Annotated in this window: 26 protein-coding genes; 14 read left to right on the top strand and 12 right to left on the bottom strand. The window is 54.9% G+C overall.

Annotated features, from left to right (window positions below; all coding sequences use genetic code 11):
- Positions 1–17 precede the first annotated feature (17 nt).
- Positions 18–656: a phosphoribosylglycinamide formyltransferase gene (gene purN, locus J2Y91_RS01855; protein WP_253536898.1), complete on the bottom strand. Its 639-nt coding sequence runs from the start codon at positions 654–656 to the stop codon at positions 18–20.
- Positions 653–1,693 (bottom strand): phosphoribosylformylglycinamidine cyclo-ligase, encoded by a 1,041-nt coding sequence (gene purM, locus J2Y91_RS01850; RefSeq protein WP_133623086.1) that lies wholly within the window; start codon positions 1,691–1,693, stop codon positions 653–655. The genes purN and purM overlap by 4 nt, the downstream gene beginning before the upstream one ends.
- Positions 1,694–1,937: 244 nt before the next feature.
- Here purM and upp point away from each other — a divergent pair, with 244 nt between their 5' ends.
- Together upp and uraA are read left to right on the top strand one after the other, a co-directional pair.
- Positions 1,938–2,564 carry a uracil phosphoribosyltransferase gene (upp, locus tag J2Y91_RS01845; RefSeq protein WP_048915212.1) on the top strand — a complete coding sequence of 209 codons (627 nt, stop codon included), beginning with the start codon at positions 1,938–1,940 and terminating at the stop codon, positions 2,562–2,564.
- 243 nt (positions 2,565–2,807) lie between these two features.
- On the top strand, positions 2,808–4,097 hold the full coding sequence (gene uraA / locus J2Y91_RS01840) for a uracil permease (RefSeq protein ID WP_133623087.1): 1,290 nt from the start codon (positions 2,808–2,810) through the stop codon (positions 4,095–4,097).
- Positions 4,098–4,140: 43 nt separating this feature from the next.
- Here the strand turns inward: uraA and J2Y91_RS01835 are convergent, their stop codons facing one another.
- Positions 4,141–5,202 (bottom strand): haloacid dehalogenase-like hydrolase, encoded by a 1,062-nt coding sequence (locus J2Y91_RS01835; protein ID WP_133623088.1) that lies wholly within the window; start codon positions 5,200–5,202, stop codon positions 4,141–4,143.
- Positions 5,203–5,402: 200 nt separating this feature from the next.
- On the opposite strand from J2Y91_RS01835, the gene hda reads away from it, so the two are divergent.
- The gene (hda, locus tag J2Y91_RS01830) at positions 5,403–6,110 is read left to right on the top strand and encodes a DnaA inactivator Hda (protein ID WP_048915215.1); all 708 of its coding nucleotides are present in this window, start codon (positions 5,403–5,405) and stop codon (positions 6,108–6,110) included.
- Here the strand turns inward: hda and arsC are convergent.
- Positions 6,100–6,468: an arsenate reductase (glutaredoxin) gene (gene arsC / locus J2Y91_RS01825; protein ID WP_253536896.1), complete on the bottom strand. Its 369-nt coding sequence runs from the start codon at positions 6,466–6,468 to the stop codon at positions 6,100–6,102. The two genes, hda and arsC, sit on opposite strands and share 11 nt — an antisense overlap.
- Before the next feature lie 11 nt (positions 6,469–6,479).
- Positions 6,480–7,943: a beta-barrel assembly-enhancing protease gene (gene bepA / locus J2Y91_RS01820; protein WP_253536894.1), complete on the bottom strand. Its 1,464-nt coding sequence runs from the start codon at positions 7,941–7,943 to the stop codon at positions 6,480–6,482.
- A 672-nt stretch (positions 7,944–8,615) separates the two neighbouring features.
- Here bepA and J2Y91_RS01815 point away from each other — a divergent pair.
- The 3 genes from J2Y91_RS01815 (at position 8,616) to J2Y91_RS01805 (ending at position 12,320) form a co-directional block, all read left to right on the top strand.
- Positions 8,616–9,218, top strand: a complete 603-nt coding sequence (locus J2Y91_RS01815; RefSeq protein ID WP_048915218.1) for a DsrE family protein — start codon at positions 8,616–8,618, stop codon at positions 9,216–9,218.
- Positions 9,219–9,561: 343 nt separating this feature from the next.
- Positions 9,562–11,172: a sensor domain-containing diguanylate cyclase gene (locus J2Y91_RS01810; RefSeq protein WP_133623090.1), complete on the top strand. Its 1,611-nt coding sequence runs from the start codon at positions 9,562–9,564 to the stop codon at positions 11,170–11,172.
- Positions 11,173–11,261: 89 nt separating this feature from the next.
- The gene (locus J2Y91_RS01805) at positions 11,262–12,320 is read left to right on the top strand and encodes an AI-2E family transporter (RefSeq protein ID WP_133623091.1); all 1,059 of its coding nucleotides are present in this window, start codon (positions 11,262–11,264) and stop codon (positions 12,318–12,320) included.
- Positions 12,321–12,389: 69 nt separating this feature from the next.
- Here the strand turns inward: J2Y91_RS01805 and bcp are convergent, their stop codons facing one another.
- A complete protein-coding gene (bcp, locus tag J2Y91_RS01800) occupies positions 12,390–12,857 on the bottom strand; it encodes a thioredoxin-dependent thiol peroxidase (RefSeq protein WP_048915221.1) in 468 nt (155 codons plus the stop codon).
- Positions 12,858–12,925: 68 nt separating this feature from the next.
- The gene (locus tag J2Y91_RS01795; protein WP_048915222.1) at positions 12,926–13,477 is read right to left on the bottom strand and encodes a glycine cleavage system transcriptional repressor; all 552 of its coding nucleotides are present in this window, start codon (positions 13,475–13,477) and stop codon (positions 12,926–12,928) included.
- Between the two features lie 143 nt (positions 13,478–13,620).
- Between J2Y91_RS01795 and dapA the strand changes: the two genes are divergently transcribed.
- The 6 genes from dapA (at position 13,621) to J2Y91_RS01765 (ending at position 19,721) form a co-directional block, all read left to right on the top strand.
- Entirely contained in the window at positions 13,621–14,499 is an 879-nt protein-coding gene (dapA, locus tag J2Y91_RS01790; RefSeq protein ID WP_048915223.1) for a 4-hydroxy-tetrahydrodipicolinate synthase, read from the top strand.
- Positions 14,500–14,514: 15 nt separating this feature from the next.
- Positions 14,515–15,543, top strand: a complete 1,029-nt coding sequence (bamC, locus tag J2Y91_RS01785; protein ID WP_133623092.1) for an outer membrane protein assembly factor BamC — start codon at positions 14,515–14,517, stop codon at positions 15,541–15,543.
- A gap of 161 nt (positions 15,544–15,704) precedes the next feature.
- The gene (gene purC, locus J2Y91_RS01780; protein WP_048915225.1) at positions 15,705–16,418 is read left to right on the top strand and encodes a phosphoribosylaminoimidazolesuccinocarboxamide synthase; all 714 of its coding nucleotides are present in this window, start codon (positions 15,705–15,707) and stop codon (positions 16,416–16,418) included.
- Between the two features lie 143 nt (positions 16,419–16,561).
- Positions 16,562–17,422, top strand: coding sequence for a KPN_02809 family neutral zinc metallopeptidase (gene ypfJ, locus J2Y91_RS01775; protein ID WP_048915226.1), 861 nt, complete (start codon positions 16,562–16,564; stop codon positions 17,420–17,422).
- 6 nt (positions 17,423–17,428) lie between these two features.
- On the top strand, positions 17,429–19,432 hold the full coding sequence (locus tag J2Y91_RS01770; RefSeq protein ID WP_253536892.1) for a tRNA(Met) cytidine acetyltransferase TmcA: 2,004 nt from the start codon (positions 17,429–17,431) through the stop codon (positions 19,430–19,432).
- Positions 19,383–19,721 carry an alpha/beta hydrolase family protein gene (locus J2Y91_RS01765; protein ID WP_418756173.1) on the top strand — a complete coding sequence of 113 codons (339 nt, stop codon included), beginning with the start codon at positions 19,383–19,385 and terminating at the stop codon, positions 19,719–19,721. The genes J2Y91_RS01770 and J2Y91_RS01765 overlap by 50 nt, the downstream gene beginning before the upstream one ends.
- Before the next feature lie 33 nt (positions 19,722–19,754).
- On the opposite strand, the gene J2Y91_RS01760 is transcribed toward J2Y91_RS01765, so the two are convergent.
- The 5 genes from J2Y91_RS01760 to J2Y91_RS01740 all read right to left on the bottom strand — a co-directional run bounded on the left by J2Y91_RS01760 (position 19,755) and on the right by J2Y91_RS01740 (position 22,150).
- Positions 19,755–20,009, bottom strand: coding sequence for a BrnA antitoxin family protein (locus tag J2Y91_RS01760; protein WP_048915228.1), 255 nt, complete (start codon positions 20,007–20,009; stop codon positions 19,755–19,757).
- Positions 20,003–20,302: a BrnT family toxin gene (locus tag J2Y91_RS01755; RefSeq protein WP_048915229.1), complete on the bottom strand. Its 300-nt coding sequence runs from the start codon at positions 20,300–20,302 to the stop codon at positions 20,003–20,005. The genes J2Y91_RS01760 and J2Y91_RS01755 overlap by 7 nt, the downstream gene beginning before the upstream one ends.
- A gap of 130 nt (positions 20,303–20,432) precedes the next feature.
- Complete coding sequence (locus tag J2Y91_RS01750; RefSeq protein ID WP_048915230.1) at positions 20,433–20,621, bottom strand: YpfN family protein; 189 nt, start codon at positions 20,619–20,621, stop codon at positions 20,433–20,435.
- 18 nt (positions 20,622–20,639) lie between these two features.
- A complete protein-coding gene (gene dapE / locus J2Y91_RS01745) occupies positions 20,640–21,767 on the bottom strand; it encodes a succinyl-diaminopimelate desuccinylase (RefSeq protein ID WP_048915231.1) in 1,128 nt (375 codons plus the stop codon).
- Positions 21,768–21,769: 2 nt separating this feature from the next.
- Positions 21,770–22,150 carry an ArsC family reductase gene (locus J2Y91_RS01740; protein WP_253536881.1) on the bottom strand — a complete coding sequence of 127 codons (381 nt, stop codon included), beginning with the start codon at positions 22,148–22,150 and terminating at the stop codon, positions 21,770–21,772.
- Between the two features lie 507 nt (positions 22,151–22,657).
- On the opposite strand from J2Y91_RS01740, the gene J2Y91_RS01735 reads away from it, so the two are divergent.
- Together J2Y91_RS01735 and J2Y91_RS01730 are read left to right on the top strand one after the other, a co-directional pair.
- Positions 22,658–23,410 carry a hypothetical protein gene (locus J2Y91_RS01735; RefSeq protein WP_253536879.1) on the top strand — a complete coding sequence of 251 codons (753 nt, stop codon included), beginning with the start codon at positions 22,658–22,660 and terminating at the stop codon, positions 23,408–23,410.
- A gap of 85 nt (positions 23,411–23,495) precedes the next feature.
- Positions 23,496–23,888, top strand: a complete 393-nt coding sequence (locus J2Y91_RS01730) for a hypothetical protein (protein ID WP_253536878.1) — start codon at positions 23,496–23,498, stop codon at positions 23,886–23,888.
- The last annotated feature ends 5 nt before the right edge of the window (positions 23,889–23,893 follow it).

Here is a 23,893-nt window from a genome sequence, read left to right as displayed (position 1 = left end):
GCCCGACCCGCAAACGCTTATTCGAACGCATGCCCTTCAACAGGCAGTTGCTGGCCGTCCAGCCACGCCGCACCATCGCGCATCGCCAGGCGGCCATCAACAAACCAGCTCACCACCAACGGGTAGATCGCGTGTTCCTGATGCTGCACGCGCGCCGTGACATCCTCTTCGCTGTCGTCGCTGAATACCGGCACTTTCGCCTGCAAAATCACCGGACCGCCGTCCAGCTCTTCAGTGACAAAATGCACCGAGGTGCCGTGCTCTTCATCGCCATTTTCAATCGCCTGGCGATGGGTGTGCAGACCGGGATATTTTGGCAGCAGGGAAGGGTGGATATTCAGCATCCGTCCGGCGTAGCGCTGGACGAATTCGGCGCTGAGGATCCGCATATAGCCGGCTAATACCACCAGATCGGGCGCATAGGCGTCGATCTCCAGCATCAGCTGACGATCAAACGCGGCGCGGTCAGCAAATTGCGCAGCCGCCAGCGCATGCGCCGGCACTTCTGCTGCGCGCGCGCGTTCCAGCCCAAAAGCCTCAGCTTTGTTGCTGAAAACGGCAGCGACGCTGCCGTTGATCCGTCCCTGCTGGCAGGCGTCCAGGATTGCCTGTAAGTTGCTTCCATTACCGGAAACCAGCACGACTATGCGCTTCATGCGTTAATAACCACACGTTCTTCAGAGTCAGAGGCTTTGATCACGCCGATTTTCCACGCTTTCTCGCCGGCATCATTCATCAGCTTTACGGCCTTATCGGCTTCAGCCGCGCTCAGCGCGATCACCATGCCGACGCCGCAGTTGAAGGTGCGGTACATTTCGAAGCTGCTAACGTTACCCGCCTGCTGCATCCAGCCAAACACCGCTGGCCACTCCCAGCTTGACTCTTCGAGCACGGCCTGGGTGTTATCCGGCAGGACGCGCGGGATGTTTTCCCAGAAGCCGCCGCCGGTCAGGTGGGCGATGGCGTGAACATCAACCTGTTCGATCAGGCTCAGGATGTTTTTCACGTAGATGCGGGTCGGTGCCAGCAGGTGGTCAGAGAGTGATTTGCCTGCAAGCGTCGTGGTTTCCGGGTCAGTGTTGCTGACTTCCAGAATCTTACGCACCAGCGAGTAGCCGTTAGAGTGCGGGCCGCTGGAACCCAGGGCAATCAGCACGTCGCCATCGGTCACTTTGCTGCCGTCGATGATTTCGGATTTCTCAACCACACCGACGCAGAAGCCGGCCACGTCGTAGTCTTCGCCGTGGTACATGCCCGGCATTTCAGCGGTTTCGCCGCCTACCAGCGCACAGCCTGACTGTGAACAGCCTTCAGCGATGCCGGTGATAACGCTGGCTGCGGTATCCACATCCAGTTTGCCGGTGGCATAATAATCAAGGAAAAACAGGGGCTCAGCACCCTGAACCACCAGATCGTTAACGCACATCGCGACCAGGTCGATACCGATGGTATCGTGGCGTTTCAGGTCCATCGCCAGACGCAGCTTGGTGCCGACGCCGTCAGTGCCGGAAACCAGAATCGGTTCGCGGTATTTTTGCGGCAGTGCACAAAGCGCACCGAAACCGCCCAGTCCACCCATCACTTCCGGGCGACGAGTCTTTTTCACTACGCCTTTGATACGGTCGACTAAAGCATTACCCGCATCGATATCTACGCCGGCGTCTTTATAGCTGAGAGAGGTTTTGTCGGTCACTGCGAATCCCCACGCGGTTTGCGGTTGGTGTGGTGGTAAAAATAAAGCGCCGCAATTCTAACAGTGCAGGCAAACGTTTGCGAGTGCCTTCTTGCACGCATTGCAGATAGCCGGATTTTAGCTAATCCTTAGGAATAATGCTGAGGGCGTGCAAACTATTGCACTAAGTCATATGGCGCCGAGCCTAAATGGCGCTATAATCTCGCGATTTTTTTTTGCAGCTTAACACTCCGGGAGTACAACAATGAAGATCGTGGAAGTCAAACACCCGCTGGTCAAACATAAACTGGGTCTGATGCGTGAACATGACGTAAGCACCAAACGTTTCCGTGAACTCGCGTCAGAAGTGGGAAGTCTGCTGACTTATGAAGCCACCGCCGATCTGGAAACTGAAAAGGTGACCATCGAAGGCTGGAACGGACCGGTAGAAATCGATCAGATCAAAGGTAAGAAAATTACCGTGGTGCCAATCCTGCGCGCCGGTCTTGGCATGATGGAAGGGGTGCTGGAGCACGTGCCGAGTGCGCGTATCAGCGTGGTTGGCGTCTATCGTGATGAAGAGACGCTGGAGCCGGTGCCTTATTTCCAGAAGCTGGTCTCCAACATTGAAGAGCGCATGGCGCTGGTGGTAGACCCCATGCTGGCAACCGGTGGTTCGATGATCGCCACCATCGACCTGCTGAAGAAAGCGGGCTGTACCAGCATCAAGGTGCTGGTGCTGGTCGCGGCACCGGAAGGGCTGGCGGCGCTGGAGAAAGCGCACGCGGATGTGGAAGTGTACACCGCGTCCATCGACCAGGGCCTGAACGAGAAGGGCTATATCATCCCAGGCCTCGGCGATGCCGGCGATAAGATTTTTGGTACTAAATAAACAATGCTCCAGGCTATCTTACTTGCCATTTTGAACCCGGGCAGTGCTCGGAATCCTCACGTACGTTGTGTACGCTCCGGTTCCTGCGCGCTGGCCGTGCCCAAACTGCCTGCGACGATAACGCCTGGTCTGCCTGATTTTGCCCGTGGGAAAAGCCGTGGGTCGATAGACTATTCATTTTTATAAACCGACCGCAGAGTCGGTTTTTTTATAGCAAAGGCAAACTCAAGGGGTAACAACATCATGACGCGTCGCGCAATTGGCGTAAGCGAGCGGCCACCGCTGCTGCAAACCATTCCACTTAGCTTCCAACACCTGTTCGCTATGTTTGGCGCCACCGTGCTGGTGCCGATCCTGTTCCATATCAACCCGGCCACGGTACTGTTGTTCAACGGTATCGGCACGCTGCTGTATCTGTTTATCTGTAAAGGTAAAATCCCGGCCTACCTCGGTTCCAGCTTCGCCTTTATCTCCCCGGTGCTGTTGCTGCTGCCGCTGGGCTATGAAGTGGCGCTGGGCGGTTTTATCATGTGCGGCGTGCTGTTCTGCCTGGTGGCGCTGATTGTCAAAAAGGCCGGTACCGGCTGGCTGGACGTGATGTTTCCCCCGGCAGCCATGGGCGCGATTGTGGCGGTTATCGGGCTGGAACTGGCGGGCGTGGCGGCAAATATGGCCGGTCTGCTGCCGGCGGATGGCACTTCACCCGACAGTAAAACCGTGATTATCTCGATGGTGACGCTGGGCGTGACTATCTTCGGTTCGGTGATGTTCCGCGGCTTTATGGCGATTATCCCGATTCTGATCGGCGTGCTGGTTGGTTACGCGCTCTCTTATGGCATGGGCATCGTCGACTGGACGCCGGTGCGTGAAGCCCACTGGTTTGCGCTGCCAACGTTCTACACCCCGCGCTTTGAGTGGTATGCCATCTTTACCATCCTGCCAGCGGCGCTGGTGGTGATTGCCGAGCATATCGGTCACCTGGTGGTCACGGCCAACATCGTGAAAAAAGATCTGCTGAAAGATCCGGGCCTGCATCGTTCGATGTTTGCCAACGGCGTCTCGACCATTTTCTCCGGCTTCTTCGGCTCCACGCCGAATACCACCTACGGCGAGAATATTGGCGTAATGGCGATCACCCGCGTGTACAGCACCTGGGTGATCGGCGGCGCGGCGATACTGGCGATCCTGCTCTCCTGCGTGGGCAAGCTGGCGGCGGCTATTCAGGCGATCCCGGTGCCGGTAATGGGCGGCGTTTCGCTGCTGCTGTATGGGGTGATCGGCGCTTCCGGTATCCGCGTGCTGATTGAGTCGAAAGTGGATTACAACAAAGCGCAGAACCTGATCCTCACCTCGGTGATCCTGATTATCGGCGTAAGCGGGGCGAAGGTGCATATTGGCGCGGCTGAGCTGAAAGGCATGGCGCTGGCGACCGTAGTGGGCGTTGGGCTTAGCCTGATCTTCAAGGTGATCAGCCTGTGCAGCCGCGAAGAAGAGGTGATCGACGTCCCTGACGAACGCACGGACGGTAAGTAAGGGATTGTAAGGGCGAGCTTTATGCTCGCCCTTAACGTAACGACTATTCCAGCCGCTGCTGCTGCACCACTATCCAGTTTTTATCGGCATCAGGGGTTACCCCTGCCTGCTGTTGCTCACTGACCATCTTTTTAATCAGCCCATCGAGCTTTTTACGCGTATTGTCACTGCGGCTAATCCACAGTCGCTGCCCGCCGCTGGCCACATCAGTGCTGTTGAGCAGCATGTAAGTATCTGAATAGAGGGTGTCTCCGCCAACCAGAATCGGTTTGCGCCACTGATCGATGTACGCCAGCATGCTGCCCGCTTTACCTTCATACCAGGTCATTGGGTTCATCAGATAGGAGGTCATCTGCAACTGCTGATTCTGTTCGGGCCGGTAGCGGCCCTCGCGGATCTGTTTGCGTGCGGTCGTGAGTTCGCCAGTGACGGTATTTCGTAGCAGGGTATTGATACCTAATACATTTTCCGCTTTAACGTTATAGCCATAGTGAGGGTCGCTAGCCACCATGCGCGCCAGCTCCTCATGTGCGGCGCTCATGATATACACGCGGATACCGTTCTCCTGCAGTTTGGCAAAAAGCTCCTGCATGCCGCGCAGCATTCTCGGCGGCTCTACCGCCGTAATGATCTGCTGACCCTCCTGATTAAGGGAGGCCGGGATAGCCGCCTGCTGCGCCAGCATGGCATCCACCTGCTGCTTCAGCTGCTGCAAAGTAAAACCGGAAAAAATCTGTGCTGCCCAGGGATAGCAAATCAGCTCATCAATATGACAAAGGCGGTGATAATAGCTGTAAAGGCTCTCGGGTTTGCCCGGCAGGTCGTTGAAAGGGATCAGCTTAAGCGCAGGATCGAGCGTCTCCCGCGTCAGCAGTTTCTGATTCTCCAGCCACGGTATTAACGCCTCTTCCAGATCGTTCTTATAGGTGGTGTTATCCATATCGAACACCGCATAGTTGCCTTTGTTACGATGCTGTTCGATCAGCTGATTCAGTTTGTCCGCCTGCGGCTGCGGCCAGTGCTGCAGCTCGGTGGCCTGGCTTGCGAGACAGGCTAACAGGCCGGCAGTGAGGATACTCAGGCGAATTTTGCGGGTGACCGGCATATAACGACTCCATGTTATTGAATAAAAAAACTGGCCCAAGGCTAATGATTTTTAAACCATTATGCTATCCAGTAAGCGCTAATCGCACTTTTTGCCGCGTATTGTGACGATCCGCGACGATCGCTGACCGCTAAGCGTTTCATGATCCTGACCGAGTTGTGTTAGAATTTTTCGCGATTTCTGCCTGCCAAAACCCTGAGGTGATTCTGAACACGCCGGCACAGCTTTCATTGCCACTTTACCTGCCCGACGACGAAACCTTCGCCAGCTTCTGGCCGGGGGAAAATCCGTCGCTGCTGGCTGCGCTGCAGGGCGCTCTGCATCAGGAACACGGTAGCTACTTCTATTTCTGGTCACGTGAAGGTGGCGGGCGCAGCCATCTGCTGCACGCGGCCTGCGCGGAACTGTCGGCCAAAGGCGAAGCGGTGGGCTATGTGCCGCTGGATAAGCGCACCTGGTTTGTGCCGGAAGTGCTGGACGGCATGGAGCAGCTGGCGCTGATCTGCATCGATAATATTGAGTGCATTGCCGGGGATGAACCCTGGGAGATGGCGATCTTCGACCTGTATAACCGCATTCTGGAAACTGGAAAAACCCGGCTGCTGATCACCGGGGATCGCCCACCGCGCCAGCTTAACCTCAAGCTGGCCGATCTGGCTTCGCGCCTCGACTGGGGCCAGATCTATAAACTGCAGCCGCTCTCCGACGAAGATAAGCTGCAGGCGCTTCAGCTGCGTGCCCGCCTGCGCGGATTCGAACTGCCGGAAGACGTTGGCCGCTTCCTGCTTAAACGTCTCGATCGTGAGATGCGCACGCTGTTTTTGACGCTCGATCAGCTGGATCGCGCATCAATCAGCGCTCAGCGCAAGCTGACCATCCCGTTTGTTAAAGAAGCCCTCAGCCTTTAGAACGCAATAAAATCTCCAGCACCTGCTCAGGCGGGCGGCCGATGCGCGCCTGGCCGTTGGCCACCACAATTGGCCGCTCAATCAGCTTCGGTTCTGCCACCATCGCCGCCAGCAGCTGCTGCTCGCTCAGGCTCGTATCCCCGAGTCCGCCCGCTTTGTAAGCTTCCTCTTTATGACGCATGAGCTGGCGTGCGCTGCTGAAACCCAGCTGCTGCAGGAGCGCTTGCAGCGTGGCGCTATCCGGTGGCGTCTCCAGGTAGAGGATCACTTCGGGTTCAATGCCGTGCGCCTGCAGCAGCGCCAGGGTTTCGCGACTCTTGGAGCAGCGTGGATTGTGGTAAATCTGTACTTCAGCCATTCATCCTCTCCTTATGATTTCTGATACTGGCGGAAACGTTCCTGTAAATGGCGCAGCTGATCGATACGGGCGTCGTAACGCGCCTGTTTCAGGCTGCCAAGCGGCACGGCGGCGCTGGCGCTGCTCAGGCTGCGGATCGCCTGGTCGAGCTGGCCGGCCAGCGCCAGACTCTCGGCGCGCGCGGCCTGCTCTTCATCGCTCAGACCCTGCGCGGCAGAAGCCTGAGCCAGCAGGTCCCAGCCGTTAGGATCGTCCTTATTTGCCCAGGTGTAGCGGTACAGTACTTTGCTGGCATTAGCAGGCTGTTTCGCTTCGACATAGGCGTTCGCCAGGTTGATCTGCAATACCGGGATCGTATTGACGCCTTTCACCGCCAGCAGGCGGTTAATGGCCTGCTGCGGCTGTTTCAGCCCGATATCAATGTCGGTCATGATATCGAGATACCAGACGTTATCCGGCTGCTTTGCCAGCAGCGGGGTGATGATATTGCGCGCTTCGGCAAATTTATTCTCGCCCAGCAACAGCACGGCTTTACCATACTGCGCGGCGGCCTGTTCACGGCTGTTGCCGTGCGACAGTGGGGTCAGCAGATCGTCATTTAGCTGGTTCTGCCCGGTGGAGAACATGCCCAGCGCCCTGACTTTTGCCATATAGAAATCCTGTGAGGATTGCACCACCACCGGCTTCATCTGATTGGCACGGTTGCGCGCATCGGCGAGGCGGCTGTCGGGCAGCGGGTGCGTCAGCAGTATTTCCGGTGGTTTGGAGGCGAAGCGCGACTCATCCGCCAGCTTTTGCAGAAAGTTTGGCATGGCTTCCGGGTCAAATCCGGAGCGCTGAAGCACCTGAATGCCAATACGGTCGGCTTCCTGTTCGTTCTGCTGGGTAAAGCTGATCATCCCCTGCTGAGTTCCGGCCAGCGTGCCGGTCAGCGCCGCCATTCCGGCCTGCGGGCTGGCCATCGCCAGCAGAATTGAACCCAGCGCACCCACCCAGGTAAGCGGGGCGTTGCGCTGCTGATCTTCCATCGCACGCGCCAGATGGCGCTGGGTCACGTGCGAGATTTCGTGCGCCATTACCGAAGCCAGCTGGCTTTCATTATCGGCGTAGCGGAACAGCGCGGAGTGCAGCACCACATTGCCGCCGAAGAAGGCGAAGGCGTTAATTTCATCATTACGGATCAGGAAGAAATGGAACGGGGTTTTGACTGACCAGGCATGGGACACCAGGCGCTGGCCGAGGCCGTTGATATACTGATTTAACAGCGGGTCATTGATGATTGGCGCACTGGCGCGCAGCTGGCGCACGTAGAAATCGCCCATTGCCAGTTCCTGATTAATCGACAGGGTTCCGCCCGCGGTGGTGCCAATATCCGGTAGATTATCGCTCACGTCCGCACGTGCTGGCAGCGTCTGGGCTGCGAGCAGCGTCACTATCAGGGAAGCCAGCAGGCCTCGGTTGAATCGGATTAACATATCGCAATCCCTAACAAGGAAGTCCAGATTTTGACCGGCAAAGTGCCGAAATGTTCTTCTGCGGGCATAAGATAGCCACACTAAGAAGCCATCTTAACCAGTGCCCGTGGGGAATGAAATGCCTTAATTACCGCTGTTGCACCTGCCGGGGCGAGCTGGGCGGGATTTTGCGGTAAAAAACTGAACGCAGCGGATAGCCAGCCGCAGCACTAATCGACTGCTGGCGCTAGAGAAGTTGTCGGGGCATTGCCCCTCTTTGTTTAAAGTTAGGTAAATTTATTCAAATTTACTGATAGTGGCATGCCGTTTGATAGGGGTTACTCTGAAAAATTGCCCGAGGCGGTTGCCGTAAAATTTTCTATTACTTAAATTAAATTTTATCGGCATCGCATGATGAGTAAATCATCAGATCCAGCGATTAAAACAGACATAGGGTTCAGGCATGCCTGAACCTTTCAATTAAGGTCGAGGCATGCCTCGACCCTACGGATTACATTGGCTTTATTGGCATCACTAATGAAGTCAGGAAAGGTCATTTTAGCTATACAGTAGTAAATGCATATTATTTCAATATGAAACTAATAAGCCACCAGGCGGAAAATAGCCGGTAAAGCTTTCCCTAAAGCCTGTGTTATATCTCACTCATTACTGTGCTCTTACGGAGAAGTGGTTATGCGTCCTGTGGTTTCTTATGTCCTGATTGCGGCTGTAGCTGGTTTTGTCGGCGCCAGCTTTTCTAAAGCGCCTGAACTGATCGATAAAATTGCCAGTCGTGCCGATCCGGCCAGCGACCCGGCGGGTTTCTGGTCGACGCCAGCGATTGAAGGCTATGGCAAAATGCACTACGAGCCGAACGTGGCTTACAAGCCGAACGTCAACGACAGCAATAAAATCGTCTTCCAGATAACCAAAGCGGAGAACGGCCCGAACGATCCGAACCTCGGTTTGGAGCGCGTGGCGCGCGTGGTTAATCTGTACGTGGCTTCCGGCGTTCCAGCAGAAAAACTGAAGTTTGTGGTTTCGGTCACCGGCGACGGCACGCCAGCAATGCTGAACAACGAGCAGTATCATAAGCAGTTCGGTATGGATAACCCGAACCTGAAGCTGATTGCTGCGCTGCGCGAGAAGGGCGTGGACGTATCGGTGTGCGACCAGTCGGTGGCTTTCCACCACTATAAACCCGAGTGGATTGATAAATCCGTTACCCATGCGCTCTCCAGCCCGACGACCGTTTCCACCCTCGAAAACCAGGGCTACGCCTTCCTGTCAATGTAACCCCGCGCTGCGGGCCAACTGGCCCGCTTCTTCTGATAAATTCCTTTTTCGATTTAAGTGAAATATTTCCTGGCCCTGATAGCGTCAGATTATTCCCAAAATGGCTGAGAGGTGTACAATTGGCAGGTGCTTTACCAGGGCATAACTCGCACTTTTAAACATACCCTCCATCTTGCACGTTGCAGGTGTGTTGGCTGCACTCGCTCACCCCGGTCACTTACTGGAGTAAGCTCCCGGGGATCCCCTCACTTGCCGCCTTCCTGCAACATGAAATTTTTTGGGTATCAACGCGCATAAAAAATTATAAGGCGCTGATGATGATGCTTCTCACCGAGGTGAGTCCATGCTGAGGCTTACCCGCCCCAAAACGGACTTGCGCACGCTAATAACCTTGCTGGCGGTCGCCAGCATTGTGATCACTCTCGCCAATTCTCTGTACGCCAGCTGGCGTGTGCAGCGCGATGTGCTGATCGGTAATACGCTGGAAGCCAACCGGGTTTACGCCACCAAGCTGGCGTCGACCACCGAGGTGTTTTTCCAGCTGGCGCAATCACAGCTCTCTTACAGCGCTAAAGTGCTGGGCAGCGGGCTGGAAGATGACGACAGGCTACAGCAGGAAGTGGATCGCCTGCGCGAGCAAACCAACAGCTTTAACTCGGTGGTGATTGTTGATGCTAACGGCTGGGTGCGCGCTATTTCGCCGGAATCACTGATGCTGAAGGGCATGCACCTCAGTTCAGCTGCGGCAAAACAGGCGCTGGCCGAGCGCAAACCGCTGATCAGCCAGCCGAGCATGTCTGCCGCCAATAATCTGCTGGTGTTTGTCTCCTGGCCAATCTGGTCAAAAACCGGCACGTATCTCGGCTATGTTGGCGGCTCTATCTATCTGAAGAAAAAAAGCATTCTGAACGTGCTGCTCGGTGAGCAGTTCTATCGTGATGGCTCAACGCTGTACGTCATCGACGGTAAAAATCAGGTGCTGTATCACCAGGACCGTCAGATGGTCGGCAAAACCATCAACCCGTTAATCAGCAATGACCAGCGCAGCAAAGCCAGCAACGGCAACAGGGAAGTTAGCGCTGATAATGGTGAGGCGATGCTGGCAGGTTACGCTAACGTCCCGACCGCTGGCTGGACCATCGTCACGCTCAAGCCGAGGCTGGCTACGCTGGCGCCGCTCAACAGCCTGCTGCTGCAGGTGCTGAAACATTCGGTGCCGTTTGCTCTGCTGACGCTGATTCTGGCCCTGATCCTCGCCCAGCGCATTGCGCTACCGCTGTGGCAGCTGGCGCGTAAAGCCAGCCAGATGGATACGCAAAACGTTTCGAAAGAGATCAACAGCATCCGCTCCTGGTATTACGAAGCCTCGCAGATTAAGCGGGCAATGCTGGCGGGGATCGCCCTGATGCAGGACAAAATCGGCCGACTGAAAAGCGAAGTGCAGACCGACCCGATGACCGAACTGCTGAATCGCCGTGGCCTGAATGCGGTGCTGGAATACTTCCAGGCCACCAGCCAGTCGTTCGCGGTACTGGCGCTGGATATCGACTACTTTAAGCGCGTTAATGACACCTTTGGTCATGATGCGGGCGATACGGTGATTAAAACCGTGGCGCGCCAGCTGCAGCAGGGGGCCAGACAGACTGATGTCATCTGTCGTAACGGCGGCGAAGAGTTTCTGATGATCCTGCCGGGCGCCGATCGCGAAGTGGCCATGATGATCGCGGAGCGCGTGCGCTGCCGTATTGAAGGGTTCGATCTGGAGCAGGTCGGGCATATCACCATTTCTGTCGGAGTGGCATTCTGGGCCGCGAAAAATGCCGTCGCCATGGAGCACACCTTCAAGCAGGCGGATGATGCGCTTTACCGGGCTAAAAACGCCGGGCGCAATCAGGTGATTGTGGCAAAAAACAGCACCGAACAGCCTGCAGTTGTACAGCCCCTTCCGCATTAAGCGTTCGCGCGCAGCGCCCCAGACGACACTGCAGGGGCGCTGCGTTTCAGGTACACTTTCCCCCACTCATTCTCAGGCAAGGACTTACCATGCTGGAACTTATAATGCAGTGGTATCGCCGCCGTTTTAGCGATCCCCAGGCCATTGCGCTGCTGGCGATCCTGATCGCTGCTTTCTGCATCCTGTTTTTCTTTAATGGCCTGCTGGCGCCGCTGCTGGTGGCAATCGTATTGGCTTTCCTGCTGGAATGGCCCACGGTCAGGCTCGAGCGGCTTGGCTGCTCGCGTACCTGGGCGGTGACGCTGGTACTGATCGTCTTTGCCACCCTGATCCTGATATTGCTGCTGGTGGTGGTGCCGGTCGCCTGGCAGCAGGGCATCAACCTCGCCCATGAGATGCCGACCATGCTGACGCGGCTGTATCAGTTCGCTACCCGTCTGCCGGAGCGTTTCCCAACGCTGATGGATGTCGGCATTATCGATATTGTGGTGGAAAATCTGCGCAGCCGCCTGAGCGGCATGGGCGACCAGCTGGTGAAATATTCTCTGGCTTCGCTGGTTGGGCTGATGACGCTGGCTATCTATCTGGTGCTGGTGCCGCTGATGGTGTTTTTCCTGCTGAAGGACAAAGATCAGATGCTGGACGCCATTCGCCGCGTGCTGCCGCGCAATCGCGGTCTTGCCGGGCAGGTATGGGTTGAGATGAACCAGCAGGTGTCGAACTACATTCGCGGCAAGGTGCTGGAGATGGTGGTGGTCGGCATCGCCAGCTGGATTGGCTTCCTCGCTATCGGTATGAACTATGCGCTGCTGATGGGCGTGCTGGTCGGTATCTCGGTGCTGATCCCCTACGTCGGGGCAATGGCGGTCACCATTCCGGTGATTGGCGTGGGGCTGGGCCAGTGGGGGCTGTCCGGAGATTTCTGGACCATGATTATCGTCTATCTGGTAATTCAGGCGCTGGATGGCAATGTACTGGTGCCGATACTGTTCTCAGAAGCGGTAAACCTGCATCCGCTGGTGATCATTCTGTCGGTGGTGATTTTCGGCGGGCTATGGGGGTTCTGGGGGGTGTTCTTTGCCATACCGCTCGCCACGCTGGTGAAAGCGGTGGTGCATGCCTGGCCGGATGAACTGGCTAAATTGTAGAAGGTTTATCAAGGGCCGATCGAAAAGACGATCGGCCCCGACGTTTGCGGGTCGGCCCGCAGGTTCAAATCACGCCGACTGCAGGTAATCCATCACGATATCGTGGTGGTTACTGGTCTTGAAATCATCGAAAACTTTCTCAACTTTGCCATCAGTGCCGATCAGGAAACTGATGCGGTGGATGCCGTCATAGGTCTTGCCCATAAAGGTTTTTTCGCCCCAGATACCAAACTGCTCGCATACCTGATGGTCTTCATCAGACAGCAGAGTGAAGTTCAGCAGCTCTTTCTCGACGAAGCGTGAGAGCTTCTCCGGCTTATCGGTGCTGATACCTAATACTTCAACCCCGGATTTTTTCAGCTCGTCCATGCTATCGCGCAGACCGCATGCCTGTACGGTACAGCCTGGCGTCATCGCTTTCGGGTAGAAATATACCAGAACGCGCTGTCCCTGGAAGTCGGTTAAATTTACCTGTTCGCCGTCCTGGTCGGGCAAGCTAAATTTCGGTGCAGTATCACCGGCTTTCAGTGGATTCATCACTACTCTCCATTTTTATCATCATACCAGGGTTAAAATTCACGCGCTTCCCACGTGCAGGTTAAGGATTACGCGCCGTGGTGAGAAACCGCCTTAATAGTGCCTTGAGCATGGAGTTCTGTACATAGCCGGTTGAACGCTTGCTCGATTAATGACGCATCCTGGCTGGCCGGGCTATGGGCGGTTAACTGAATATAGAGCAAAGGTGGCTGGTTTTCTTGTGCAGGCTGTGTGCGCGACACCAGCTCGGCAATATTCATCTGATGCGAATCAAACAGATCGGTAAAGCGCTCAATGATGTGCGGGGAGTCGATGACCTCCACCTGCACCCACACCGTGGCGGGCAGGGGCGGTCGCGTACTGGCGCTGGTGCGCTTCATCACAATCAGCAGCTCCAGCTCTGCCCCCTTTAACGGCAGCGTCGATTCAATCAGGGTGATGGCGTTCCAGCTGCCGGACAGCAGCATGATAAAGGTAAACTCGTCACCCAGCATAGCCAGCCGGCTATCTTCAATATTGCACCCGCAGCTGCTGACGTGACGGGTGATAGTATTGACGATCCCCGGGCGGTCAACCCCAAGGGCAGTGATAACCAAATGGTGTTGCGATGACTGCGACAAAATCAATCTTCCTGTGCAAATGCTAATAACCATAAGGTAAACATAAAAAAAACTGCTGACAAGCGCTTGAGCCGTGCTGCGCGCTTGCTTTTACTGCACGGTCAAACGTACCATGAAGCACTTGTTTGTCGAGGGGATGGCTAATGTTCACGGGAAGTATTGTTGCACTCGTAACGCCGATGGATGACAAAGGTAATGTCTGCCGTGCGAGTCTGAAAAAACTGATTGATTACCATATTGCCAGCGGCACCGCGGCAATTGTTTCTGTAGGAACCACCGGCGAGTCCGCCACCCTGAGCCATGATGAACATGGTGACGTGGTGATGTTGACACTGGAACTGGCCGATGGCCGTATCCCTGTTATTGCCGGCACCGGTGCAAACGCCACTGCGGAAGGCGTCTCTCTGACCAAACGTTTCGAAAATTCTGGCGTTGTTGGCTGCCTGACCGTCACGCCGTACTACAACCGTCCGACGCAGGAAGGGTTGTATCAGCACTTCAAAACCATCGCGGAAAGCACCGAGCTGCCGCAGATGCTGTACAACGTACCGTCACGTACCGGCACGGATTTGCTGCCGGAAACCGTCGGTCGCCTGGCCAAAATTAAAAATATTATCGGAATCAAAGAGGCCACCGGGAACTTATCGCGGGTTAGTCAGATCCAAGAGCGGGTAAATGAAGACTTTATTCTGGTGAGCGGCGATGATGCCACCTCGCTCGACTTCATGCACCTGGGCGGGCACGGCGTGATTTCCGTTACGGCAAACATTGCCGCACGTGAAATGGTCGAGCTTTGCGCTCTGGCGCAGCAGGGCAACTTTGCCGAAGCGCGCATTCTGAACCAGCGCCTGATGCATCTGCATCACAAGCTGTTTGCTGAACCGAATCCTATCCCGGTGAAATGGGCCGCGAAACGATTAGGATTAATAGCAACCGATACGCTGCGTCTGCCAATGACGCCGCTGACCGATGCCGGTCGTCCGGTTGTTGAGCAGGCACTGAAAAACGCTGGCCTGCTTTAAATTTAGGGAGAATTAATGGCTTACTCAGTACAAAAGTCCACGGTAGCGAAAGTGGTGGGACTGTCGTTGGTTATGCTGCTGGCAGCATGTTCTAACGACCAGCGTTACAAGCGTCAGGTGAGCGGTGACGAATCCTACCTGCAGGCCGCCGATCTTAGCGATCTGCGCGCGCCTGCTGGCATGATCCTGCCGATTCAAAATGGCGACTTTGATATTCCGTCGGTCAACCCTAATGGGCAGGTAGGCAAGCAGCTGGACATTCGTCCGCCAGCACAGACGCTGGCACTGATGAACGGCACCCGCAGCCAGTTTGCCGGTAACACCGGTACGCTGATGGTCGACAGCCGCAGCGCTATCTGGCCGCAGGTTGTTGACGCGGTGCAGTCACTGAAGTTCCCGATTGCCGACCGTCAGGATGCGCGTCAATCCCTGACCACCGACTGGGTACAGTGGAACCGTGCTGATGAAGATAATCAGTACCGTGGCCGCTATCAGCTGAGCGTGCAGCCGCAGGCAGGCCAGCAGGTTCTGATGGTGAAACTGCTTGAGCTGCAGCAGCAGGATAAAGTAGTGACTTCGCCAGTGCAGATCCAGCGTTACACCGCTCAGATGCTGAACGAAATCAGCGCCACCATGGATAAGGTTGAAACCACACGTGAAGATGCCGCTGCCAGCCGCAGCCCAACGCAAATTGACGTACAGAGCGGTGCCGATGATACCGGCCTGCCTAATCTGATCCTGCGTGCACCGTTCAATGTGGTCTGGCAGCGCCTGCCGGCAACGCTGAAGCGCGTTGGTATGGAAGTGACCGACAACAACCGCTCACAGGGTAGCCTGAACGTGACTTATAAAGCGCCAGGCAGCAATACCTTCGACGAACTGGGTGCCAAGGATCCTGAACTGAAAAACGGCGACTACAAACTTCAGGTCGGTGACCTCGATAACCGTAGCAGCCTGCAGTTCCTCGACCCTAAAGGTCACCCGCTCACCCAGTCGCAGAACGATGCGCTGGTGGCGGTGTTCCAGGCCGCATTCAGCAAGTAAGCCACAAGGCCGGATACTTCCGGCCTTTTTATTTACGTCTGACGTAAACGATTGCTTCGGTTTTTTACCCGCGGAACATATAATTCCGCCAGGCAAAATATTAACGGCCCGGTTCAGCCGGTCCGACAGTAACAGTTCATTATCGTTTGGAGTTAAACAAGATGCAGAAAAAAGCTGAGTTGTATCGCGGCAAAGCGAAAACCGTTTACAGCACCGAAAACCCGGATCTGTTGGTACTCGAATTCCGTAACGATACGTCAGCGCTGGACGGTGAGCGCATCGAACAGTTTGACCGTAAGGGAATGATTAACAACAAGTTCAATTATTTCATCATGACCAAACTGCAGGAAGCCGGTATCCCAACGCAGATGGAAGCCCTGCTCTCTGACAACGAAGCGCTGGTGAAGAAGCTGGATATGGTGCCGGTTGAGTGTGTGGTCCGTAACCGTGCGGCTGGCTCGCTGGTAAAACGTCTGGGCGTGGAAGAGGGGATGATCCTCAACCCACCGCTGTTTGACCTGTTCCTGAAAGACGATGCGAAACACGATCCGATGGTGAATGAGTCCTACTGTGAAACCTTCGGCTGGGTAAACAGAGAGAACCTGGCGCGTATGCGTGAGCTGACCTACAAAGCGAACGACGTACTGAGCAAGCTGTTCTCTGACGCGGGCCTGATCCTCGTTGACTTCAAGCTGGAGTTTGGCCTGTTCAAAGGCGAAGTGGTGCTGGGCGATGAGTTCTCCCCGGACGGTGCACGCCTGTGGGACAAAGAGACGCTGAACAAGATGGATAAAGACCGCTACCGTCAGAGCCTCGGTGGCCTGATTGAAGCCTATGAAGAAGTGGCTAATCGTCTGGGCGTGAAGCTCGACTAACCCGCTATTTTGAGGTCGGGTGCGCCCGGCCTTCCTCAGCCTTTTGCGCAAAATCCTCTTCCATTTCCGCGTTTTCTGGTTTTCCCCGCTGCGTCAGACTAAAATCCACATACGCTGTTTTGAGCGATCATGAGGATAACTGTATGCGTTGGCAAGGGCGTCGCGAAAGCGACAATGTAGAAGATCGCCGTAACGAGTCCGGAACCGTCGGCGGTGGGCGTATGCGTATTCCCCGTGGAAAAGGCGGAATTATTCTGCTTATCGTGGTGGTGGTGGCCAGCTATTACGGTTACGACCTCTCGCCGCTGTTGGGCGGGGACGGCACGCAGATGACACAAACTTCCCAGCAGCAGCGCAAGGCCAGCCCGAAAGAGGATGAAGCGGCGCAGTTTACCCGCACCATCTTTGCCATGACTGAAGATACCTGGCAGCAGCTGTTCCAGCAGATGGGGAAACAGTGGAAAGCCCCTACGCTGGTGATGTACCGCAACCAGACGCAGACCGCCTGCGGCGGCGGCCAGGCGGCGATGGGGCCGTTCTACTGCCCCGGCGACAGCAAAGTCTATATCGACCTCTCTTTCTATGACGAAATGAAAAATAAACTCGGTGCGGGTGGAGAATTCGCCCAGGGCTACGTGATCGCCCATGAAGTTGGTCACCACGTCCAGCACCTGCTTGGCATTGAGCAGAAAGTTCGCCAGATGCAGCAGGGTGCCAGCCAGACTCAGGTGAATCAGCTGTCGGTGAAGATGGAACTGCAGGCGGACTGTTTTGCCGGCGTCTGGGGCCACTATATGCAGCAGCAGAACGTGCTGGAAACCGGTGACCTCGAATCGGCCCTGAATGCAGCCCAGGCGATCGGTGACGATCGTCTGCAGCAGCGCGGCCAGGGGCGCGTGGTGCCGGACAGCTTTACCCACGGCACTTCACAGCAGCGCTACACCTGGTTTAAAAAAGGCTTCGATGGCGGAAATCCTGGCCAGTGTAATACCTTTGCCGGTTAAACGCGGGTGAGTGAGTGGCGCGACGGCACGGCGCGGCTGCAGTGCCAGGGCTGGCGACGACTGCTGGTGCTCAGCGGGACAGCGCAATGGAGTGAACAGCAGGCTGCAGGCTTGATGGAACAGCTGCCCGGCGACTGGTTGTGGGTTGGCGAGCCGTCGCATAGCGTGCAAAGCTGCGCGCCATCTGCTATTCGCACGCTGTTGGGGCGCGAGTTCCGCCACGCGGTATTTGACGCCCGCAGCGGTTTTCACACCGAAGCGCTGGCCGCCCTGGCCGGAACGTTACAGGCGGGCAGCTGGCTGCTGCTGCTGGTCCCGGAGTGGGACCACTGGGCGCAGCAGCCTGACGAGGATTCACTGCGCTGGAGCGAGCGCGATGCGCCGTGCGCCACCCCGCGTTTTATTCAGCGTCTGCAGCAGCTGATACAGGCCGATGCCCGGGCCGTGCTCTGGCGAGAAAATCACCCCCTGATATTACCCGTCGCTGAAGCCGTGCCGCACTGGCTGCCGGACGATGGCAGCCTGCAGCAGCAGCAAATCCTGGCAAAACTTCTGCACGCGTCTCCTGGTGTTCAGGCGATCACCGCTGCGCGCGGGCGCGGCAAGTCTGCGCTGGCGGGCATGCTGGCCGCACGCTGGCCGGGGCGCTGCCTGGTCACCGCGCCGGGCAAGGTGTCCACCGAGGTACTGGCGCAGTTTGCCGGTGATGCCTTTCATTTTATCGCGCCCGACCGACTGCTGGCCGAAGCGGCGCTGCATCAGCCCGGCGTGGACTGGCTGCTGATTGACGAGGCGGCGGCGATCCCCGCGCCGCTGCTGCACCAGCTGGTTGCGCTGTTTCCGCGCGTGCTGCTGACCACCACGGTGCAGGGTTACGAAGGCACCGGGCGTGGCTTCCTGCTGAAATTCTGCGCCGCGCTGCCCAATGTGACGCTGCATCAGCTCGATACTCCATTACGCTGGGCGGCGAACGATCCGCTGGAGTCTTTTATCAGCGATGCGCTGCTGTTTGATGACCGGGAGGTCGAGCCGCAGCATGGCAGCATGGATTACGTGGCGCTGGAACAGCCCGACTGGGGGCGGCAGCCTGCGCGAATGGCAGCGGTATATCAGCTGCTAACCAGCGCGCACTACCGCACTTCGCCGCTCGATCTGCGGCGCATGATGGATGCGCCCGGCATGCATTTTAGCGCTGCGCTGCAGGGCGACAGCGTGCAGGGAGCGCTATGGCTGGTGGATGAGGGCGGCCTGAGCGCGGCGCTGTCCAGCGCCGTCTGGGCCGGAACCCGCCGCCCGCGTGGCAATCTGGTGGCGCAGTCGCTGGCGGCGCATGCCGGGCAGGTCGACGCGCCTCAGCTGCGCTCCAGGCGCATCAGCCGGATTGCGGTCGCCGCCGCGCTGCGCGGGCAGGGCATCGGTCAGCAGCTGGTGGCGGGCTGTCAGCAGCAGGCGCAGGGGCTGGATTATCTGTCAGTCAGCTTTGGCTTCACCTCAGCGCTCTGGCAGTTTTGGCAGCGCTGCGGTTTTCAGCTGGTGCGTATCGGCAGCGTGCGCGAGGCCAGCAGCGGCTGCTTCAGCGCGATGGCGATTCTGCCGCTCAGCCCCGCTGGACAGCAGCTGGCACAGCGTGCCGCGCAGCGCTTCGAGCGGGCAGGGGCGTGGTTACGTCGTCAGCTGCCCGGAGAAGAGCTGCCGCTCGCGACACACTGCTATGCTGATATTGATGAGGATGACTGGCGTGAGCTGGCCGGTTTCGCCTGGGCACAGCGGCCGTTTGAAGCCAGCCTGGCCGCGCTGGGCAGGCTGGTCAGCCAGCGGCCCTGCGCACTGCCGCTGCTGAGTGCCGCTCTTCTGCAGCAACAACGCAGTGCTGAAGTGATAGCCAGGGCGAAACTCTCCGGGCGTAAAGCGCTGCTGGCCGCGCAGCGCCAGGAAGCCCGGCAGGGGCTGATGGCGCTGGATGCTCAGCAGGCCGATCGGTGGCGCCAGTGGCTTGACTCGTTGCAATAAATTCAACGTCATCGTCAAAAACCGTTCATTTTCTTCCGCGCTCCATCTGATCCACGGCGACGATGACAGTACGCTGCCGCTTACTCACGCGGTTGCGGCGGAAGCGCGTTTAACGGCGCTGGGAGGGGATGTAACCCTGGATATCGTCGACGATCTACCGCATGCGGTGGATGACCGCGCGATGCAGTTGGCGCTCGATCGCCTGCGGTTTACCGTGCCGCGCCGCTATTTTGACGAAGCCTTGGGCGGGGCAACGCCGGGCGAGGATGATGTGATTGCGTTGATGTAGGTTTATGCCGGGCAGTACAGCTACCCGGCATCGCTATTTTCCTTCATTGCCCATGGCTTCACGCAGAATGTTATTGATACGCGTCTGATAGCCCGGCCCTTTGCTCTCAAGCCAGTAAAGAACATCTGCGTCGATACGCACCGTTTTTTGTACTTTTTTTGGCCGATAAAACCTGCCGCGTTCAGCCGTTGACCATGCTTTGTCCTTTAACTCTGGCGCATCGCTGGTATCAATGTCTTTGGCCTGAATCGTTGCCAGCTCATTCAGTTGCTCTAGCTTTCCTACCATTGTCTGTATCTCCCGATCTCTTTTGGCAGCGCTTTACGAGCGGAAATTATCCGTATGTTGTCGTTCCGATCGGTGCTGACAACCAGCAAAACCACGCAGCCTTTAATTTCACCCAAATGCTGCCATCTTTCTTCGCCATAAATTTCAGACAGATCGCGGGTAGAGAGAATGTTGGGATCGTCAAAGACCTCACAGGCAAGCTCAAAGCTTATTTTGTGCTTATCTAAATTGTGCTGTGCTTTCTTTGAGTCCCACTCGTAAGTGTACCCATGGTGTAAGTATAGCAAAGGCATTCCCTATCCCTGTAGTGACATTCCTGTCACTACAAAATAGAGCAAATTTTATGCGCAGCAACGCCAGCCCCGGATAAAAAAAAGGGGCTGAGCGGAGTTTCACAAATTGAAATTAAATGCGGGTAGTAGGCTACTTCTTTTTCGGCCAGTCGTCTTCATCATCCCACTTATCGTTGAAATCACGATGCGGAGGCAGCTCAGGCTTGTTATCGAGAAACTTTTTATGGTCGATTCGCTTCAGGTCTTTGTAGACATTCATCAGAATGCCGACCATCAGCAGGATCACCAGTATCCACCAGTAATGCTTCAAAAATTCCATATCTTCACCCCAGATCGCTTAGGCGATCAGCTGTTCCATAATCCGCTGATACATGCGGCTTAACAGCTGCAGATCGGCGGCTTTTACACACTCATTGATCTTATGAATGGTTGCGTTCACCGGACCCAGTTCTACTACCTGTGCGCCCATGCGGGCAATAAAGCGCCCGTCAGAGGTGCCACCGGTGGTGAGCAGCTGCGGTCTGATCTCATTATAGTGCTCAACCGCGTTAACAACCGCATCCACCAGCTTACCGCGTGAGGTCAGGAACGGCTGACCGGACACTTTCCACTCAATGCTGTAGCGCAGCTGATGGCGGTCCAGCAGTTCCTGCACGCGCTGAACGATCAGCTCGTCGGTCAGTTCGGTGCTGAAGCGGAAATTGAACTGCACAAAGCAGTCACCGGGGATGACGTTATTGCTACCGGTGCCGGCCTGAACGTTGGCAATCTGCATGCTGGTCGGCGGGAAGAATTCATTGCCCTGGTCCCACTCGGTGGCCACCAGCTCATTCAGCGCGGGCATGGCACGGTGTACCGGGTTATCGGCGAGGTGCGGATAAGCCACATGGCCCTGCACACCGTGAATGGTCAGATTGGCGGTCATGGAGCCGCGACGGCCATTTTTCACCACGTCGCCCACCACTTCGGTGCTCGACGGCTCGCCCACCAGGCAGTAATCCATGCGTTCGTTGCGCGCCATCAGCGCTTCCACTACCTTCACCGTGCCGTTAGTGGCGCTGGCCTCTTCATCAGAGGTGATCAGGAAAGCCAGGCGGCCTTTGTGGTTTGGATGCGCGGCGACAAAGCGCTCGGCGGCCACGGTCATCGCTGCCAGTGAACCTTTCATATCAGCCGCGCCGCGGCCAAACAGCATGCCGTCGCGGATGGTGGGTTCAAACGGCGGGTTGATCCAGCGGTTGGCATCGCCGGTCGGCACCACGTCGGTGTGGCCGGCAAACGCCAGGGTTTCACCCTGACCGCGCCATGCCCAGAAGTTCAGGGTATCGCCGATGTTCATCGGCTCAATAGTAAAACCCAGCGCCTGCAGGCGGGCAATCAGAATAGCCTGACAACCGGCATCATCCGGGCTGAGGGAAGGGCGACGAATAAGCTGCTGCGTCAGCTCAATGACCGGACAGTACATGATTATGACTTCTCCTGAATAAACGGCTGCCAGGTGGCTTCGCTGAAGCCCAGCAGCATAGTGCCGTCCGGCGCACAGAGCAACGGACGTTTGATGATTGCCGGCTGTGCCAGCATCAGATCGCGTGCGGCTGCGGGATTATTCACCGCATTACGCACCGCCTCATCCAGCTTGCGCCAGGTGGTGCCGCGCGTGTTGAGCAGCGGCTCCCAGCCGAGCGTGTCGATAAAGCGCTGCAGCAGTTCTGCATCCAGCCCGTCAGCGCGATAGTCGTGGAACTGATAGGCCACGCCGTGCGCTTCCAGATACTTGCGGGCTTTTTTAATGGTGTCGCAGTTTTTGATGCCGTACATCGTCATCTGGCGATCTGCCTTAGTTTTCATGAGGTTTCCTATATTTTTCTAATGGTCAGTAGCATACCTGCGATCTCGATACTTGAAAACAATGTACCTGTTAATGCCGCGTTGGGTATTTGACTTGTCTGGTCTGATGATTATTATAGAAAAAATAGCTAATCTAGGATTTGCCCATAATATTGGGGTTATATAGAAGGTTGATTAGAACGAAGTGATTTCTCGGTAAGATATTAGACGTTTTTTTGAGCTATTAGAATTCGATTGTATCCTGAAATCACAACGGTCACTTGCTTGATAATGTCTCCTTTATCTTACTTGATTGGGGTTTGCAGCATATGCCATACTGCAGAGGCATTGATTTAGGCTGCTTTTCCAAGGATCAGGAAGTTAGTTTCTGACGTCGTTTATGAAAAATAAAATAATTAAATCAATGTCTTGTGTGAATTCTGAGTCACTTTTTTATCATATGGCACTCTTTTTTCACTGAAAAAATACAAAAAAACTAGTTAGGATTTAATTTTTTAGGTGGGAGTTATGCGAAACACACATAAATTTATTAAGTTTATTTTGATATTTATCAAAGGGTATATGAGTGCAGCTATTTTTTTTGTGTTTATAATATCCATTCCATTTGTATTATATTTTTATAATTTTCATTCTGGTTTTTCAAAAGAAGCTGGCGATTGGGGGGCATTTGGTTCATTTATAGGTGGGGTGGCTGGGGTGCTAGCTCCGTTGTTAACATTTATTACTGTTTTAATTTTGATTAGAACTTTAGATGAATCGATGAAATCTTACAGGCTTATTGAAAGAAAGGAGAATATTGAAATTGTTAGAAGTTTAGTAAGTGAGTTGGAAGGATCATTAAAAAAAGGATTGTATTGCCAATTAACAAATAAAATTATAAACCTTGATGCATTATGTGACGAGTGTAATGATTTTGTGGTTACTGCACTGCAGGCACATGAAGAAGGCGAGACAGAAAACGAACTTGAGGAATTTTCATATTTTGCAACAATGGAATACTCTAGTTTCGAGATCTTGGATGGCCTTTCATTATTTATTGAGGTAGTGGAAATAATAAAAATAAGTGATGATGAAGGTTGTAATTACACTTCAATATTAAAATCTATATTTATGACAAGGTTTAACTCTACTCAACGTTATTGGATTTACTATTTACTTGATAAGTTTTTATATCAACATATTATAGATTATCTTTTTTTACAGTGGAACGGTTTCCTGGTTCCACCTACTATCCTTTTGAATGCAAGGGATATAAACTAAGTTTAAAAAGTAGCTCAATGTATTTTATGTTACAAAATTGCAGTGAAATAAGGTTTTTTATTTATTTTAACAAAGGGTTTGGGTAATGAAGATCGAAGTTCTGGGCAACGAAAATTATCATGGCGCGGTCCCAACAGATTCAGGAAACTTTAGGAAGTGGGTAAAAATGAATCACCCCGAAGTTGATTTTCAAATTCCTTTGGATTCTAAAAAATATGCACTTCATGATTTTTCCTTAATACTTCCTTACGTGAATTTAGCTATTGAAGGAACATTGGGGGACTACTTGAAACTCGTTTTTGAGTATGTTCAATACTGTTTCAGAGGTAGGTTGGAAGGTGAAAGAAATGAAATAACCTTTAATGTTAAATATAAAAATGAAAAGGATGGGGTTGAAAAGGAATTTTTTTTCAAAGGAAGCAGTGATGCTCTAAAAGATACGGTTCAAAAATTCAGCGTTAATAAGTTCATGGAGTAGAAATA

Origin of the sequence: Erwinia aphidicola, from assembly GCF_024169515.1 — a bacterium.
GTDB classification, from domain to species: domain Bacteria; phylum Pseudomonadota; class Gammaproteobacteria; order Enterobacterales; family Enterobacteriaceae; genus Erwinia; species Erwinia aphidicola.
This window is presented reverse-complemented; position numbering and strand designations above follow the sequence as displayed.